General features: G+C 51.3%; 14 protein-coding genes. All 14 read right to left on the bottom strand.

The genetic code is table 11. From position 1 onward, the window contains the following. Window positions 1-66 precede the first annotated feature (66 nt). A complete protein-coding gene (mutL, locus tag EXG77_RS10825) occupies window positions 67-1,899 on the bottom strand; it encodes a DNA mismatch repair endonuclease MutL (RefSeq protein ID WP_035398177.1) in 1,833 nt (610 codons plus the stop codon). 10 nt (window positions 1,900-1,909) lie between these two features. Further along, window positions 1,910-4,441 carry a DNA mismatch repair protein MutS gene (gene mutS, locus EXG77_RS10830; RefSeq protein ID WP_035398179.1) on the bottom strand — a complete coding sequence of 844 codons (2,532 nt, stop codon included), beginning with the start codon at window positions 4,439-4,441 and terminating at the stop codon, window positions 1,910-1,912. 62 nt (window positions 4,442-4,503) lie between these two features. Further along, entirely contained in the window at window positions 4,504-4,941 is a 438-nt protein-coding gene (locus EXG77_RS10835) for a RicAFT regulatory complex protein RicA family protein (protein WP_023467714.1), read from the bottom strand. Window positions 4,942-5,052: 111 nt separating this feature from the next. Further along, window positions 5,053-5,880, bottom strand: coding sequence for a DNA-3-methyladenine glycosylase (locus EXG77_RS10840; RefSeq protein WP_023467713.1), 828 nt, complete (start codon window positions 5,878-5,880; stop codon window positions 5,053-5,055). Further along, a complete protein-coding gene (locus EXG77_RS10845; RefSeq protein ID WP_035398181.1) occupies window positions 5,877-7,145 on the bottom strand; it encodes a DUF445 domain-containing protein in 1,269 nt (422 codons plus the stop codon). Before EXG77_RS10845 ends, EXG77_RS10840 begins: the two co-directional genes overlap by 4 nt. Before the next feature lie 105 nt (window positions 7,146-7,250). Then, the gene (locus tag EXG77_RS10850) at window positions 7,251-7,538 is read right to left on the bottom strand and encodes a hypothetical protein (RefSeq protein ID WP_029341204.1); all 288 of its coding nucleotides are present in this window, start codon (window positions 7,536-7,538) and stop codon (window positions 7,251-7,253) included. 124 nt (window positions 7,539-7,662) lie between these two features. Next, window positions 7,663-9,117 carry an NAD(P)/FAD-dependent oxidoreductase gene (locus EXG77_RS10855; RefSeq protein WP_052017179.1) on the bottom strand — a complete coding sequence of 485 codons (1,455 nt, stop codon included), beginning with the start codon at window positions 9,115-9,117 and terminating at the stop codon, window positions 7,663-7,665. After that, window positions 9,114-10,727: an alpha/beta hydrolase gene (locus EXG77_RS10860; RefSeq protein WP_035398184.1), complete on the bottom strand. Its 1,614-nt coding sequence runs from the start codon at window positions 10,725-10,727 to the stop codon at window positions 9,114-9,116. Before EXG77_RS10860 ends, EXG77_RS10855 begins: the two co-directional genes overlap by 4 nt. 149 nt (window positions 10,728-10,876) lie before the next feature. After that, window positions 10,877-12,052 carry a glycine C-acetyltransferase gene (locus EXG77_RS10865; RefSeq protein WP_035398186.1) on the bottom strand — a complete coding sequence of 392 codons (1,176 nt, stop codon included), beginning with the start codon at window positions 12,050-12,052 and terminating at the stop codon, window positions 10,877-10,879. Continuing rightward, window positions 12,052-13,140: an L-threonine 3-dehydrogenase gene (gene tdh, locus EXG77_RS10870; protein WP_023467708.1), complete on the bottom strand. Its 1,089-nt coding sequence runs from the start codon at window positions 13,138-13,140 to the stop codon at window positions 12,052-12,054. The genes EXG77_RS10865 and tdh overlap by 1 nt, the downstream gene beginning before the upstream one ends. Before the next feature lie 100 nt (window positions 13,141-13,240). Beyond that, window positions 13,241-14,107, bottom strand: coding sequence for a 2-oxoacid:ferredoxin oxidoreductase subunit beta (locus EXG77_RS10875; RefSeq protein WP_023467707.1), 867 nt, complete (start codon window positions 14,105-14,107; stop codon window positions 13,241-13,243). After that, window positions 14,094-15,842, bottom strand: coding sequence for a 2-oxoacid:acceptor oxidoreductase subunit alpha (locus tag EXG77_RS10880; protein WP_035398188.1), 1,749 nt, complete (start codon window positions 15,840-15,842; stop codon window positions 14,094-14,096). The genes EXG77_RS10875 and EXG77_RS10880 overlap by 14 nt, the downstream gene beginning before the upstream one ends. 189 nt (window positions 15,843-16,031) lie before the next feature. Then, the gene (locus tag EXG77_RS10885; RefSeq protein WP_023467705.1) at window positions 16,032-16,292 is read right to left on the bottom strand and encodes a stage V sporulation protein S; all 261 of its coding nucleotides are present in this window, start codon (window positions 16,290-16,292) and stop codon (window positions 16,032-16,034) included. A gap of 29 nt (window positions 16,293-16,321) precedes the next feature. Beyond that, window positions 16,322-17,116, bottom strand: a complete 795-nt coding sequence (locus EXG77_RS10890) for a TIGR00282 family metallophosphoesterase (RefSeq protein WP_023467704.1) — start codon at window positions 17,114-17,116, stop codon at window positions 16,322-16,324. Window positions 17,117-17,130 lie beyond the last annotated feature (14 nt).

Consider the following 17,130-nt stretch of genomic DNA (forward strand, 5'->3'; position numbering starts at 1 on the left):
GAGAAAAATTGCGCCTTGTCTTCATTTTGAAGATGATTCCTTAGTGGAATCGTCTCCTCATCTTGATCACATGACCCGTTTGAATAACTTCTCAAGTTCATATGTCGTCCATTCGATGATGACCGGACGTCCGTGTGGACACGTGAACGGCATTTCCGTTTTCGCTAGATCGTCAATCAACCGGCGCATCATCTCATCGTTCAACGGATGATTCGCCTTGATTGATTTCTTACATGCCATCATGATAGCGGCATCTTCCCGGTACGTCTCGAGATCGATTTTTCGCTTCATCAAGGCTTCATCGAGTAATTCCTGAATCGTCTCTTCCTGCCGATGGGACGGGAACCACGTCGGAACTTCTCGGACGATGAAGCTTTGTGGACCGAATGGTTCGAACTCGATGCCGACGTCTTTTAGCAACGGAAGGACTTCATCCATCCGTTTCATATCATCCGACGAGATTTCGAACGTATACGGTAAGAGCAATTGTTGCCTCTGTTCCGGTGGTCGACCGAACATGACCTTATACGTCTCGTATTTGATTCGTTCCTGTGCGGCATGTTGATCAATCATATACATCCCGTCTTCCCCGGCACAGACGATATAGGACGAATGGAGTTGACCGATGACGTCGAGATGCGGAAAGCGCGGACGCGCGGCTGGTTCCTCAATCAGTTCAGCAAACTCCTGCTTGACCGGTGCGATGGGCTCGAATAGATCATCCTCGTTGCTAAAAGGTAATGATTTCTCGACAGGTGGTCGATCGTCTTCTTGCGGCTTTTTCGGAATCGGATAATTCCAGACCGCTCGCGATGACGTTTCTTCGACCGGTTCAGCGACATAAGAAAAATCGAGTTTTTCCTGGCTACTCGGATCTTTTTTTGGTTTCGGTGGCGTCACTTTCGGAATCAGCGTCTCCCGGCTGAGCGTCATCTTGATCGTCTCCTGGATCAACTGGCAGAGCTCCATCTCTTTTGAAAGACGGACTTCTCGTTTCGCCGGGTGAACGTTGACATCGATCAAGAGTGGATCCATCGTCACCTCGATGACCGCAATCGGATACCGCCCGATCGGTAAGAGCGTATGGTAACCGTTCAAGACCGCTTGCGTCAGGGCGAAGTTTTTGACCGAACGTCCATTGAGAATCAACGTGATGTAATTCTTTGAGGCACGGGTCACTTCCGGTTTGACGAGATGACACGTCAATTGATAATCGGCATTCGCACCTTTGGCGACTAGTGTTCCTTGAATCGTTTGATGACCGTAGACACTCGCCAGTGCTTGCCGGACGTCTCCTGATCCGTTCGTCTGGATCAATGTCTTCCCTTCATGCGTTGCTCGAAGTTTGACGTCTGGATGAGCGAACGCCATCCGGTTCAGCACGTCCGTGATCGCCGCAAGCTCCGTATGCGTCGTCTTCAAATACTTCAGCCGTGCCGGTGTATTGAAGAAGAGATGCTCGACCGTCAATTCCGTTCCCCGGTTCATTGCTGCTGGTGTCCGTTCAACGACCGTCCCGTACTCAAGCGTCACTTGAATTCCTTCCGCGTCCTCACGTTTCGTCTTCAATATCACTTTACTGACGGACGCGATCGAGGCAAGTGCCTCTCCGCGAAAACCAAGTGTCTTGATTCGGAACAAGTCATGCTCGTCCTTAATCTTACTCGTCGCGTGACGGACGAAAGCCAGTTCAGCGTCATCCGGGTAAAACCCGTGTCCGTTGTCGCGGATCGTCATCCGTTTCATTCCAGCTTCTTCGAGTTCGACATCGATTTGGGTCGCACCGGCATCAAGTGCGTTCTCGACCAGTTCCTTGACGACCGACGCTGGTCGTTCGACGACTTCTCCCGCCGCGATCCGGTTCGCTAAACTATCGGATAATTCACGAATGATTCCCACTGCATTCTCCTCACTTTCTCGCTTCGGCTTGTAGACGATACAGCGTATTCAATGCCTCGAGTGGCGTCATATTGATCAAATCAAGACTCGCCATCGTCTCTCGCAGAGGATCCGCATCTGAGAACAGACTGAGTTGATCAATCGGCTCCTCCTGAACAGGAGCTTTTACAGGTGCTGCGACCGGAACAGGCTCAGCCTGCTCGAACTCGGACAAGAGGACTTGCGCCCGTTCGATCAGACTATCTGGTAAATCAGCTAACCGCGCGACATGGATTCCGTATGATTGGTCGGCTTTTCCGTCGCGTACTTCATGCAAGAAGACGACACGCCCATCTTGTTCAACGGCACGGACGTGAACGTTCGCTAATCGATCAATCGATTCTTCGAGCACTGTCAGTTCATGATAATGGGTCGAAAATAGCGTCTTCGCTCCAACGTGCCGGGCGATGTGTTCAACGATTGCTTGTGCGAGTGCCATCCCGTCGTACGTCGAGGTCCCGCGACCAATTTCATCTAGCAGGATCAAAGACCGGTCCGTTGCACGCGTCAAGGCTTCTTGTGTCTCGACCATCTCGACCATGAATGTCGACTGTCCACTGACGAGGTCGTCTGCCGCCCCAATCCGGGTGAAGATTTGATCGAAGATCGGCAGTTCCGCTTGAGCAGCTGGTACGAACGAGCCAATTTGATGCAATAAAGCAATCAAGGCGAACTGTCGCATATAGGTCGATTTACCGGACATGTTCGGTCCAGTGATCAACAGCATCTCGCGTCCTTCGTTTAAGGTAATCCCGTTCGCGACGTATTCACCGCGCTGTAAGACTGTCTCGATGACCGGGTGACGTCCTTGCTGAATATCAACCGTTCGTCCGGTCGTCGTGATTGGTCGGACATAGTCGTGCGTTTCAGCAATCTCAGCTAGTGCGACGAGGACGTCGAGTTCCGCGATCCGGCGACTGACCCGTTGCAAGCTTTCGATATGTCCTTTGACTTCATCGCGCACTCCACAGAAGAGATCGTACTCGAGTGTGACACTCTTCTCTTCCGCCCCTAGGATCAGCGCTTCTTTTTCTTTTAATTCCGGTGTGATGTAACGCTCGGCATTGGCGAGTGTCTGCTTCCGTTCATACCGTCCTTCTGGCAACAGCTTGGCATTGGCTCGTGATACCTCGATGTAATAACCGAAGACGCGATTGTAGCCGATCTTCAACGTCTTGATGCCGGTTGCTGCCCGTTCACTGGCTTCAAGTGTCGCAAGCCATGTCTTTCCGTCTTTTGAGGCGACGAGTAACTCGTCGAGATCTGCTGAATAACCAGCCTTAATCATTCCGCCCTCTTTCGTTGAGATTGGTGGTGCTTCAACGAAAGCACGATCGAGCAAATCGCTCAATTCGTCGTGCGGATCGAGTCCGAGACTGAGCTGACCAAGACGTTCGCTCATCATCTCCTCGAGCGCTGATTGAATGCGGGGAATCAGCCGTAACGTCGACTTCAATTGAACGAGGTCGCGCGCTGAAGCCGTACCGTAACCGACTTTTGCGACGAGTCTCTCGAGATCATAGACTTCGCGTAACGTATCTTTTAATTGCTGACGTTCGAAGTAGTGTTGCAACAATTCCTCGACAGCGTCGAGCCGCTCGGTGATCACGCGTTCCGATAACAACGGTTTTTCAAGCCAGCGTTTCAACATCCGTCCGCCCATCGCTGTACCTGTCACATCAAGCAGACCAAGCAACGAACCTTTTTTGTCTCCTGTTCGTGCCGAGCGGACGAGTTCGAGATTCTTGACCGTATTTGGCTCGAGTTGCATGAAGTCACTCGCTTCATAGACGACAGCGGGTTGTAGATGTGTCAACGCTCTTTTTTGTGTATCGTGCATGTAGGCATAGAGCACCGCAAAGGCTTCCGCTTGGGCTGCATCAATCGCACGATCCCCGTGCGGATGCGATTCGCGCCGAGAACTACGCGTCAGTGGAATCCGTAAGTGCGCGAGCGCCGTCTCGTGTTCCTCTGTCGTGACGATGATTTCCCGTGGCAAAATGATGCTCAGTTCTTTGACTACACCGTCGAGTGTCGCAACGCTTGTCAAGGCACTCTCACCTGTTGAGACATCACCGCGAGCAATCCCAAAACGACCGTCCTGTTCGACGACCGCTACTAGGTATCGATTCTCTTTTTCCGTCAAGGCGGACATCAACGTTCCCGGTGTGATGACTTGGATGACTTCGCGTTTGACGAGTCCTTTCGTCAACTTCGGATCCTCGACTTGATCACAAAGCGCCACTTTATAACCACGCTCGATCAACTGTTCGATGTAGCCGTTCGCTGCGTGATGGGGCACGCCACACATCGGAATCGGATGTTCCGCGTTCTTGCCGTTTTTCGCCGTCAGCGTCAACTCCAGTTCATGGGCGACTTTCTTGGCATCCTCAAAGAATAATTCGTAAAAATCACCGAGTCGATAAAACAAAAAGGCATCCGGATAATCCGCCTTGATCGAGAAGTATTGTTTCATCATCGGAGTGTTGTGTACCGCTTCCATTCTTCCACCTCATTCGTAGAAAAAGCCGACGGATGTCCGTCGGCTTTTCGTTCATTTCGTGATTAGTAGCCGCAACCGCCGCTTTTGTTTTCTGCTTCCATGCCGCTACCTGTCTTACCAGCGAGAACATCTCCGTCCGTCGCTTCGATGATTTGATCCGTAATCCCGTTCGAGATCGTCACCGTGATGTATTGGAGAAGTCCGTTGACTTCTTCTTGTGTTTCTTGGAACTGTTGGACGACAGGCATCTCATCGAGCTCAGCGAACAATTTATCGAGCTTCGCTTCGACACGTGCGAGTGCTTCTGTTTTGCCGTAATGTTGGCAGTTGACTGCCTCTTTTTGAAGGAACTTGATTTGTTTCATCATCTTTTGGACTTTTTCATTCCCATTGATGTTGGCTTCTGCCGCTTTAAATCGTTCTACTTCCGGTGTCTCTGAAATCATTTTGGCGATTTCATTGGCTTTTTCGATGATTTGTTCATCTGTATACATCCACATTCGTCCCCTCTATCGTTAGCGAACACGTCGCTTCCCTTAGCATTCTGAACGATTCCTCGTTCTGTCGCATTCATTATACCGTTCTCGCGATAGAGTGACAAGAATAGTTCCTTATTCAATCGAACGCCATAATAGATAGGCGGCGTGACTACGGACAGGGGCAAATTCCTCCGCCAGTCGCGTCGCTTCTTCCACCGTCGGTCGGTAACCGAGCAACCGTTCGAAAGCCCGTAATATCCCGATGTCCGATGCCGGAAAAAGGTCCGGACGACCGTATCCGAACATCAGGACGTTTTGGACCGTCCATGGTCCGACGCCTTTCAGTGCAATCAACGTCTCAGCGATTTCTGCATCATCAGCTGACGTCAATGCATCATAATCAATCGTTGCTGTCGCTACGCCAAGCAGATAATCGACTTTACGTCCTGATAGTTGCAGAGCAAGCAAGTCTTCGCGACGCGCAGTTGCTAATTGACGCGGTGTCGGCGGAAGGATGATCCCGTCCTTGACCGTTCCGAATGTTCGAAAGACACGTTCCGTCAACGTATGGGCAAATGAGAGATTGATCTGTTGATGAATGATCGAGCGAATCAAGGCCGTGAACGGTGAATGATCAAGCACGAGTCGTTCATCGCCGAACCGTTCGACGATCGCGTGTAACGACGTCGCCTTGAGACGCTGCGCAGGATTTGGCTCATTGAGTCGAAAGCGTCGATTGAGTTGCGTCAGCACCGCTGTTTGCGGTCCTGAACCGTCAATCCGTAACGTGTAACCATCGATGGCTTCCATCGTCGTGATGTATGCCTGATCGTTGATGAAGATCGGAACGACGAGTCGCCCATCCTGTTCGATTTGTAACGGGTCTTCCGTCAAACGAGATACGATTCCTTTAAAATCAAATGCTTCCGACAACGTCACATCATGCGTCCACCGGCTCATCCGACGAACACCTTGATCGCACCGAGAATCAAACCGATGATGAATCCACACAATGCCCCGTTGACCCGAATCCATTGCAAGTCACTGCCGACCTTATCCTCGATCATATGAATCAGTGTCTCCGTATCGAACCGGTTTAAGTTCTCGCGGACGAGTCCACCGATTTTTTGGTGATTTTGTTCGACGAAACGAACGAGTTGCTCCTTCATCCATTGATCACTGCTATCTTTGAACGTCGGATGCTGTTCCCAGTCGTCTAAAGCGCGCGAAAGCATCGGCATCGCCCGTTCCGTCCAGAAGGCATCTGACGTCAAGTAGCGTTCGAGTTCGATCAAACCAGCATCATACGCGCGTTCAATGACCGGAACGAAGTCAAACCGGTCGACCTCGCTTGCCTTCCAAGCATCGATTTTTGCTAGACGCTCTTCATCAATCGATAACTGTGCCAGATTACGACGCAGATGATCAAGAATCGCTAAACGATTCGGGTGATGGACGTGTCGCATATCTTGAATGACCGTCAACAAGACACCTTGAATGACAAGACTGAGTTTTTCTTCTGAATAGACTTTTTGGACGGTTCGCGCCGTCACCCGCAAGAACGTATTCTTTTCTTGGTCGATCATCGCCGTATAGGCAAGGCGCCCAATCTGGTCTCGGATGACGGGGTCTTCGAGCAGACGTTGCCCATAACCGAGTAACTGATCCATCAGCCACTCGTCGAGTCGACGTTCCTCATTTAACTCCATCGCCCGTACCGCCAGCCGTTTTGACGGATACGCTTTGATCGTCTCCGTCACCCGTGTATTCGCAAACTCAAGAATCGCCTCTTTCGGTAATTTCCGGATCAGACCGACCAATAGTTCGGTAACGGTCGCTCGAAAAGCAGGCAGAACGAGAATCGAACGTAAGATTTTGATGACACGGTCTGCGAGCGTCATATGCTGGAGCTTCGCGACGATACTCTCTTTATTGAGCAAGTCCGTCTCGAGCATATGAACGATTGATTCGATGACCCGTTCCCGATTTTTCGGCAACAGGTTCGTATGGGGAATCTTTAAGCCGAGCGGATGGCGAAACAATGCCGTGATCGCGAACCAGTCGGCAATCCCACCGACGAGTCCGGCTTCAAAACCACTCTGGAGCCAAAAGACCCACGCATTTTCTTTAAATGGCAATGAGACGACGAATCCGACCGCCATGAAAATCAACGAGACGGTCGCAAGCCGCCGTGTCGATGTTTTAGGTTGTTCAAGTGATGACACATCGTTTCCTCCTTCAACTGAGTCACTTATCTACCTTACGAACGAGACAAGGATTAGGTTTCGACACGAAAGAGCCCCAGTCATCGACTGGGACTCCCTATGTACTTAAAACGTGTATTCACCAAAACGGTCGCCATCCCATGTCGCGGTTGCCGTTGAGACAAAATAGACCAGTCCGTTGCCGAATGTATTTTCCATCAATGAAACGAGTTGTTGACCATTCGTCTGCTCGACGAATGCTAATCGGACTTCTTCTTTCCCTTGATAAATCCGTTCGTAGACACTTAAACCGCGTGCATTGAGAAACGTACGCGCCGACTCGAATTGAATCGGACCGACTTCAGGTCGTCGTTCCTGAATGAACGACTGACATTTTTGCTCGAATGTCTCCATGGTTCTTCACTCCTTCTCTCTTTCTGTTCATGGATATCATGTTCCCGACTCTTCCTCATCATAATCCTCAAATATGAAAAAAGCGACAGATGCGTCGCTTCTTTCATCATTTTACGATGATTTCTCATAATCTGACATCAAACTGTCGGGCAACATGAATCGCAGACGTCGTCGCCCCGATCGTCCCGGCACCCGGAAAGATCGTGTCGCCGATCGCAAAGAAGTGATTGATGCCTGTTCGAAACGGCGCTGCGAACAAGAGACTCGTACTCGGACGTTGCGGATATCCCCCGACTCCACCGTCCGGACGGAACGTATAGCGAACCCACGCACCGGGTCCACCCGGATGACGTTCGATCGCCTGTTGCACGAAGCCAGGAAACTGTTGTTCAAGAATGGCTTCGAAGATTGCCGACATCTTCTCGACTTGTTCGTCGTAGCGTTTCCGGTTCGTCGTAGCGAACGTACCAATCGGAACATGACATGACATCGTCAGCGTCCGTTGACCGACTGGTGCACGTAATCGGTCGTCCGGACGGGAGAGGGAGATGAAGGCATGACCTGAAGGTAGGGACGGATCATGGACTTGCCGGAATGCTTCATCAGACAAAATGATCGACTCCGGTATCGCCGCATAATACGTAAAGGTCGCCCATTGCTGTAGCTTTTCCTGTCGCTGGTACGTCCGTCGTAACGTTCGTCGCATATCCGCGCTGACGACTTCCCGGATGCCTTCAAGCGGAACCGCACAGATGACCGCATCTGCAAGCGTCAAGCGCCCGCGACGATCCTCGATCAAGAAACCATCCGGTGTCTTACGAATCGACGTGACTTTTCGCCCAAGGAGACAGGTCGCCCCGCTCGCCTCTGCTGTCTCTTTCAATTGCTCGGCCAGTCGGTATAATCCACCCGGTACATAATAAGCACCCTCGTGGTAAATCGATAAGGCGACGGCTCCTAGTAAAGCTGATGCTTCCTGCCCTGTCTGCATGCTGTCGAGTAGGATCCCGTCGATCACTTGTGCGAACAGCGTATCCGTTAGTCGATGTTTGCGTAACAGATGACCAATCGTCAGCGGAAAATATGGTAAGAGGACGACACTTTTCGTGTGACGAACTAACCGCCGGACGTCGGCTAAATCTTGAAGTGGCAATGCCGGCAGTTCTGCCATCAGTGGACGAATTGCCTCGTGTATCTGCTCGATTTCAGCAAAGAATGCCCGAATCGACGATGCCTGCTCCGGAAAATGTGAGGTCAATTCGGTTAGAAACGCATCACGATTTTGATAATAATGAATCAATCGTCCTTCGATGCGAATCGTCATGACGACGTCGAGTGGCTCGACTTGGTGCGTCACTCCGAGATGATCGAGCACACGAGCATGAATGCCACCCGGTTCAAATCCCATCCCAAGGGTCGCTCCAACGGGATACGTCAAGTCCCGGCGTGTGAACTTCCCGGCTGACCCTCCCCATTCACGGCTTCCTTCAAGTACCGTGACGGCATGTCCTTCTTGTGCGATCAATGCCGCAGCCGTTAGACCGGCAATTCCTCCGCCGACGATGGCGACCTGTTTCATGATGGTTCCTCCTCCGTGACTCGATTTTCTTTAAACAGGAAATTGCGGATTTCGCGGAAGACCGGCTCCCGGCGATGAATCGTGAAGTGATCATACTTATAGGATTTCGTCTGGATGTTATCCGTGTAGTTCTCGAGTGCAAACGAACTATTTAACGAAATCAGATTGAAGTCGCCTCCTTTGGCACCAAACGAATAGACGAGTACGTCGCGTGGCCACGTCTCAAGCCTTTGGGTCAGATTGTTCATCGCTGGTGAGCCCTTCGCAAGATCGCGTATCGCAGGACTGTTCGTATTCGTGCCAAGTGGCGCAAGTGTCAATCCGAGTTTCGCGTAATCCGAACCGGCGATCGGTGAGTCGAGCGTCACGACTTTCCGGACGTGATACGGCATCTCCTCTTGGACCGTGTAGGCGACGACATCGACACCACCCATGCTGTGCCCAACGAGCTGAATATCGGCAAAGGTCGCTTTTTGTTTCGCATCGTAAGCTGCAATCGCTGCATTCAACCACTTTTGCTGATTGGCAAGACTTGCCTCATCATCTGCGAAGACGATTCGGACAAGTGGATAGCCCGTCGGCGAGGGTTTGACGCTACAGGTTGCTTTTCCGGAACGAGTCACGTCACATCGACCACCATCATCGGCGACTTTTTTATTCGTGAAGTTTTGAATCATCGGCACGAACGTCCGCTCCGTTCCGAATAACCCGTGGACGAGGAACGTCGGCACGATTTCACTCTTTCCTTGCGTGACGATCTGACGCGTTGGTGGCGGCGCACTTGACGTATCTTCCGCGAACACCCACCACGCTCCTCCCCCGACGATCAAACAGACGAGGAGCGAGATGCTGATCGTCTTCAACTGTTGCCGGCGCAAACGACGGACACGGTGAAAGACCCAGTAGAGGAATAATCCGACACCGATTAATAACACGATACCGGTAATGATCCAACCTGTCGGATTCGGTACATACGCAATCAACTGTAGCTGGTTGGCTTTCGTTCCGTATAATTTCCATGACACATCATGGTAATTCGACCAGTCGATCTTTTCTCCATTTTGGAGACCAATGACTTTCGGACCGTGGAGCTTGATCTCAATATCGGCTTGACGGATATACCGATCGGCGAGTTTCTTGACCTGTCCTGTCGGTTGATAGCCTTTGATATTCAAACGATCGATACTGAGATCGATGTTCGTATCCAGTCGATACGTATCAAACCAAAAACCATCCGATTTTTTCATGTCGAACTTCGTATCAGGTGGAATGAGAATCCCACCGATACCTGTCTTCCATTCGTCCTTGATCGATGTCATGTCCTTGAAGTTCGCGAATGTCTTCTGCATCCGGATCCCTTCATAGTCATCCTTCGTCTTGAACGTCTTCGCTGCATAGCCGTTCTTTTCTGCCTGTTTGACATAACTATTCCAATTCGGATTTAGGTTCAGTAAACGCGCCACTGGGTGTTCCTTTGCGGCATATGTCGTCTTTAAGGTGACACTTTGATTGGTATGGATCGTCGCATCATATTGGATGCGAATACAACCCCCAAGGAGCAGCGTCAGCATCAAAAATGAGAGCAAAATCCCTTTCTTCTTCGTACTCATTAGGTCACATCCTTTCCTCATCTGTTATTCCCTATCTTGCAAAAGTAAAAACGGTCGACGTTGATTCTTTCGCCCGTGACGCACTTCAGGCAGCGGATCGCTGATCCGCTGCCTGAAAGTATGCGGACGCATTTCGTCCGTGATCGATATCAACCGATCAAGTTTAATTCACGACCGACTTTTTCGAAAGCTGCAAGCGCCGTCGTTAAATCTTCACGCGTATGTTCCGCCGTCACGATCGTCCGGACACGTGCTTTTCCTTTTGCAACCGTCGGGAAGGCGATGCCTTGAGCAAAGACACCTTCTTGACGTAAGCGGTCCGACAACTCGTGGCAACGTGCTTCATCCCCGACGATGACAGGTGTGATCGGCGTCGTCGACGTTCCGATGTCGAATCCAAGATCCCGGAGTCCTTGTTTAAAGAATTCCGTGTTTTCCCACAGACGATCGAAGAGTTCCGTCTCTTCCTCCATGACACGGAGCGCTTCCCGGTTCGCTTCGACGACTGCTGGTGGATGTGATGTCGAGAACAAGAACGGACGTCCTTTATGGATCAGGTAATCTTTGACGTGCTGTTCACAAGCGACGTATCCCCCGAGGACACCGATGGCTTTTGAGAGCGTACCAACTTGCAGGGCAACACGTCCGTCAAGACCGAAGTGATTGACCGTACCGCGTCCCGCTTCCCCAAGCACACCTGACGCATGGGCATCATCGACCATGACGAGTGCGTCATATCGCTCGGCTAATTCAACGATTTCCGGAAGTGGTGCGATGTTTCCGTCCATCGAGAAGACACCGTCCGTGACGATAAGGCGCGTCCGCGCGTCTTGCGTTTCTTGTAAGGCCGCTTCAAGATCAGCCAAGTCGACGTGTTTATAGATTCGGCGTTTCGCTTTCGTCAGACGAATCCCATCGATGATCGAAGCGTGGTTCAACTCATCCGAGATGACGACGTCTTCCGGACCGAGCAGTGCCGATAAGACACCGAGATTCGTTGCGAATCCCGACTGGAAGACGAGTGCTGCTTCCGTATGCTTGAATGTCGCAAGTTCCCGTTCGAATGCTTGGTGCATCTCGAGTGTTCCGGCAATCGTCCGAACTGACCCTGTTCCAGCACCGAACGTGCGCGCTGCTTCCGCAGCTTGTTCAGCGAGACGTGGATGTGCTGCGAGTCCGAGGTAGTTGTTCGACGACAGTTGAATGAGTTCCTTCCCGTCGATCGTCACGCGGTTATGTTGCGCGCTCTCAAGTGCTACGAGGTTGCGGAACGTGCCCGCCTGTTTCATCTCTTCTAGTTCTGTCCGTAAGTGTTCAAATCCCATTAATTCGTCCCCCTTGGTTGTAATACGACTTTCCCGCATTTCCCTTGACGCATCAATTCAAATCCTTCTTCGAACCGCTCGAGCGGCAACGTGTGTGTGATTAACGGTCGGACATCGACTTTTCCGCTCGATAAGAAAGCAGAAACCTGGCTCCATGTCTCATACATCTTCCGACCGGTGATCCCTTGGACCCGGACACCTTTGAAGACGACGTGGTTCGTCAAATCGATTTCAACCGGTTTGACCGGCAGACTGAGGATGTTGACGTCTCCACCTGCTGTCACCATCTCGAAGGCTTGACGAATCGCAACCGGATGACCACTCATCTCACAGACGACATCAATCCCGTCGCCGTCCGTCATGCGCTCGATCCGCTCTAACACATCGTCATGACGTGAATCAATGACGACATCCGCCCCCATCGTCCGTGCGAGTTCGAGACGATACGGATTGACGTCGATCGCAACGACTTCCGCCGCACCAGCTGCTTTAGCGACGGAGACCGCCATCAGACCGATCGGACCACAACCGACGATTGCGACCGTTTTTGCACTGACATCACTCGCAAGAACCGTATGGACAGCATTGCCCATCGGCTCTTGGATCGAGGCAATCCCTGCTGGCATATCTTCCGGGTTGACCCAGAGGTTTTCTTCCGGCATGACGACGTATTCTGCAAAACAGCCTTGTGTATCGACACCGATGATCTTCGTGTTCTTACAGATGTGATATTGACCACGAAGACACTGTTTACATTGATGACAGACGATATGCGTCTCCGCCGAGACACGGTCACCGAGTTTCAAACGTTTCGTGCCTTCTCCGAGCTCGACGACTTCGCCCGAGAACTCGTGACCGAAGACATACGGCGGATTGACACGCGAGGCTGCCCACGCGTCCCACTCATAGATATGCACGTCCGTCCCACAGATCGATGTTGCCTCGACTCGAATCAAGACTTCTCCACGACTCGGTACGGGTACCGGTACTTCTTTGAGTGCCGCACCGAACCCACGTTCTTCTTTGACGAGTGCACGCATCGTTTTCGTCGTTGTCGTCTCTTCTACCGTCGTTACTAATTTCGTCATCTTTCCCCGACTCCTTCGCGGAAGTTCACGTTTATTTATATGTGGCGAACTTCCAAATGTTTAGCATCCCCAAAAAAACCAAACACATCTTTCCTCTATCTTACATGAATTCCGCTGCCAGTTTACCGAATGTTTCTTCGTTTAGCTCAAGATCCGCATACGCGAGACCAGATTCTTGATACCCATCGATTTGTGACTGGTAATCAGGACGTGTTTCATCCTGATAGATCAATCCCATGACGAGTCCGTCGTGAGCATGAACGGTCTGTTTCGCAAGATCCAAGTTCGACGGATCGTATCCTTCGATATCGGACAGCTTCGTCAAGTTCTGTTTGAACCAATCGTACGTATTGACCTTGTTGAACGTGACACATGGACTGAAGACGTTGATGAAGGCAAATCCTTTATGTGCCGTCGCTTGCTCGATCAATTGCGTCAAGCCCTTCAAATCATTCGAGAAGCTTTGGGCAACGAACGTCGCGCCAGCCGTCAAGGCGAGTTCAACCGGTGAAACACTCTTTTCAATCGACCCTTTTGGCGTCGATTTCGTCTTGAATCCAGGTGCAGAAGTGGGTGATGTCTGCCCTTTCGTCAAGCCGTAAATTTGATTGTCCATGACGATGTACGTCATGTCGACATTGCGCTTGAATGCATGAATCGTATGTCCCATGCCGATCGCAAATCCATCACCGTCGCCACCAGACGCGATGACAGTCAATTCGCGGTTCGCCATCTTGACACCTTGGGCAATCGGAAGGGACCGTCCATGAACGCCGTGGAAGCCATACGTATTGATATAACCGGATATCCGACCAGAACAGCCGATCCCGGAAATCAATGCCAACTCTTCTGGTTCGAGACCGACGTTCGCGACAGCACGCTGAATCGCTGCTTGAATCGAGAAGTCTCCACACCCTGGACACCAGTTTGGTTTGACATCATTTCTAAAATCCTTAAAGGTTGCCATGATATACCCCTCCTACGACCTGCTCGACGACCTCTGCTGGGTAGAACGGGTCGCCATTGAATTTCAGGATATGCTCGATCTTCGATGCATGTCCACAGTTCATCTGGATCAGCTTCGCCAGTTGTCCCGTTGCGTTGTACTCGACGACGATGACTCGTTTTGCCCGCTCTAAGTGCGGCGTGACGAGCTCACTTGGGAACGGATGGACTTGACGGATATGCAAGTGATCAACTTTGATTCCTTGTGCTTCGAGTCGTGGCATGATCTCTTCGATCGTTCCACGTGTCGAGTTGAAACCGACGAATAAGATATCCGGTTCTGCATGATGCTCCGTTACGAGAACGGCATCCTGTAAGCGGAACGTGTTTAGCTTACGGAGTCGCTTCGTCATCTGATCGACTCGGTTCTTCGTCGCTTCCGACGGACGTCCTTCCTCATTGTGCTCAACACCTGTTACGTGGTGAATTCCGTGCTTGACGCCTGGAATGACACGTGGACTGATCCCATCTTCCGTCACTTCGTAGCGTTTGAAGTACGCTTTTCCTTCAAGTTCCGGTAAGTCTTCCTGGATCAACTTCCCGCGTCGGATCTCAACGCGTGACATATCCGGTGGTTCGACCGATTGTTTTCCAAGAGACAGCATCAAATCCGTCAATAGAATGACAGGACACTGGTATTCCTCTGCGATGTTGAATGCCTCTGCTGCATCGTAGAACGCTTCCTCGACCGTTGACGGTGCCAAAACGACCTTTGGAATCTCACCATGCGTGCTGTAGATCATCGCCATCAGGTCAGACTGTTCCTGTTTCGTCGGTAGACCGGTTGACGGACCGCCCCGTTGTGTATCGACGATGACGAGCGGTGTTTCCGTCATCCCGGATAATCCGATCGCTTCCGCCATCAATGACAATCCTGGACCAGCAGACGCCGTCAAAGCACGGACACCTGCGTAGTTCGCACCGATTGCCATCGTGACTGCTGCCAGCTCGTCTTCCGTCTGGACGACCGTTCCGCCGAACTGCGGCAGTTTCTTGATTAAGTATTCCATGATCTCAGATGATGGTGTGATCGGGTAAGCTGCCATCAGACGCGCTCCACCGGCGATTGCACCAAGGGCGATCGCATCGTTTCCGATCATGAACATCCGTTGTTTTCCGTCAGCCGGTTCCAAGACGAAACGCTCGCCCTCTCCTGCAAGTGCTTCAAACGCTGCTGCTCCTTCACGGATTGCCGCTAAATTTTTCTCGACCATGTCTGGACCTTTTCGACCGAAAATCTGTTCGACGACGGCTTGGAAGCGCTCCGGTGCAATGCCGAGAATCGCGCTCGATGCACCGATCGCGACCATGTTCTTCATCAAAGCCGTACCGAGATCAGCTGCAATTTCCGTAAATGGAATCGCATACAAGGAAGCGCGTGCTTCGTCCGGATTCGTCGGATTGAATTTCGCATCCGCGATGATGATGGCACCTTGACGCAATTCATGGAAGTTAACATCGATCGTCTCTTGATCGAACGCGACCAAAATATCGAGATCATCGGAAATCGTCCGGACTTCCTGTGTCGCGACACGAATCTTATTGTTCGTATGTCCTCCCTTGATACGTGACGAAAAGTGACGGTAACCATACAGGTAATAGCCGAGTCGATTCAAGGCAATCGCAAAGATTTCGCCTGTTGATTCGATCCCTTCTCCCTGCTGACCGCCAACTTTCCATGATAACTGATTATACATCGACGTTCGCTCCTTCTCTGTCCCCTGAAATGATAGTTCTCTCTATCCTCCCTCATGATACCGATTTACCGGAAGTAGTACAATGCTCCCTCGGTGGAAAGGTGAGAAAATTTCGAAGGCGCAGCAAAAAGACCATCTACTCCAGTCGAGTAAATGGTCTACTTGCAAATAGGACCTATGTCCAATTCGTTATCGTGGTTCGATGATGAGTTTGATGGCGGTTCTCTCTTCCCCATCAATCAAAATGTCTGTGAAGGCTGGGATACAAATCAAGTCGATGCCAGAAGGCGCCACGAATCCGCGTGCGATGGCGACGGCTTTGACAGACTGATTGAGCGCTCCCGCACCAATGGCCTGAATCTCGACGGAACCTCTCTCTCGAATGACACCCGCGAGTGCACCTGCTACCGCGTTTGGATTCGACTTAGCTGATACTTTCAGGACGTCCATGCGTGTACCTCCCCATCCAGAAATGGCAATCAGTCGAAGAATACTGACTGATCCGTCAGATGAATCCGTTCAATCTTCGTTGCTTTTTTGGTTGTGTCATCGATATGAATCAAGACTCCATTAAGTTGTTCCCGTCCTTCGGCAACTTCAAACCGTGTTGGGAGCTGTGTCTTGAATTTTCGTAGGACATCTTCCTGGCGCATTCCGAGCACGCCGTTCAGCGGACCTGTCATCCCGACATCCGTGATGTAAGCTGTTCCTCCGTCAAGGACACGCTCATCTGCTGTCTGGACGTGCGTATGTGTGCCGACGACAGCTTGTACTCGACCGTCGAGGTGATAGCCCATCGCAATTTTCTCACTCGTTGCTTCCGCATGGACATCAACGAAGATGGCATCAACTTTTCCTTCGACTTCGGCAATCAGTGCATCGACGGTACGGAAAGGGTCACCGAGTGGTGGTAAGAAGACCGTTCCTTGGACGTTGATGACGGCAATCTTTTTATTACCTGCTTTGACGATCATCATCCCACGACCTGGCGTGCCTTCCGGATAGTTCGCCGGACGGACGATTCGATCCGCGTCGTCGATCCAGTCAAAGATGTCGCGGTTATCAAACGTGTGGTTCCCCATCGTGATTCCGTGGAATCCGAGTTCAAGGAATTGATGATAGATCGACTTCGTGATGCCGCGTCCGTGTGCCGCGTTTTCGCCGTTGACGAGCATGACGTTCGGGTTGTACTTCGCTTTCAGGCGTGCTGTGAATTGTTGCAGGATGTGTCGACCGGGTGCACCGACGACGTCTCCGATGAATAAAATCTTCATTGCTGTTCCTCCGT

Source organism: Exiguobacterium sp. OS-77 (genome assembly GCF_000414195.2).
Lineage (GTDB): Bacteria > Bacillota > Bacilli > Exiguobacteriales > Exiguobacteriaceae > Exiguobacterium_A > Exiguobacterium_A indicum.